The following is a 493-nucleotide window of genomic DNA, read 5'->3' on the forward strand; positions in this document are numbered from 1 at the left end:
AAAGGACTGACGCCGGTGGCGGATGCGGCACTGTCCGCCGCTTTCCAGTCGCTGAATAGCCAGACCACCTTAAACATGGCAGCGCGACAGCAGGCCATTTACGACGCGTTATTTGCCGCCGCCGGAACCGCAACCTCGGTGCCGGAACTGCAAAAAGCGATAGCCGATCAACTACTTGCTGCCTGGCAACACATCAGCAGCCAGGCATCGGCGCTGACCGCCAGTTACAATCAGCAGCAAGAGAGTTATCTGGCAAAAATGGGCGGTAATATCGTGCGTGTCGATGTTAACGGCCTGTTTAATGAACTGCTGGCTGACCCGGCGCGCTACGGTCTGAGTAATACTGCAGGTATGGCCTGTCCACCAGGCGTGTCGGCGGCGGTGTGTGGCGTCGCGACGCCGGGCTTCTCCAGTGCACAGAACTCTCTGTTTGCCGATCATTTGCATCCCGGCCCGGCGACTCATCAGTTAATCGGTGACTATATTCAGTCGG

General features: G+C 57.8%; 1 pseudogene. It reads left to right on the top strand.

From position 1 onward, the window contains the following. A pseudogene (locus NG42_RS23320) lies at window positions 1–493 on the top strand (SGNH/GDSL hydrolase family protein); the annotation flags it as partial.

It is taken from the genome of Winslowiella iniecta (genome assembly GCF_001267535.1).
GTDB lineage: Bacteria > Pseudomonadota > Gammaproteobacteria > Enterobacterales > Enterobacteriaceae > Erwinia > Erwinia iniecta.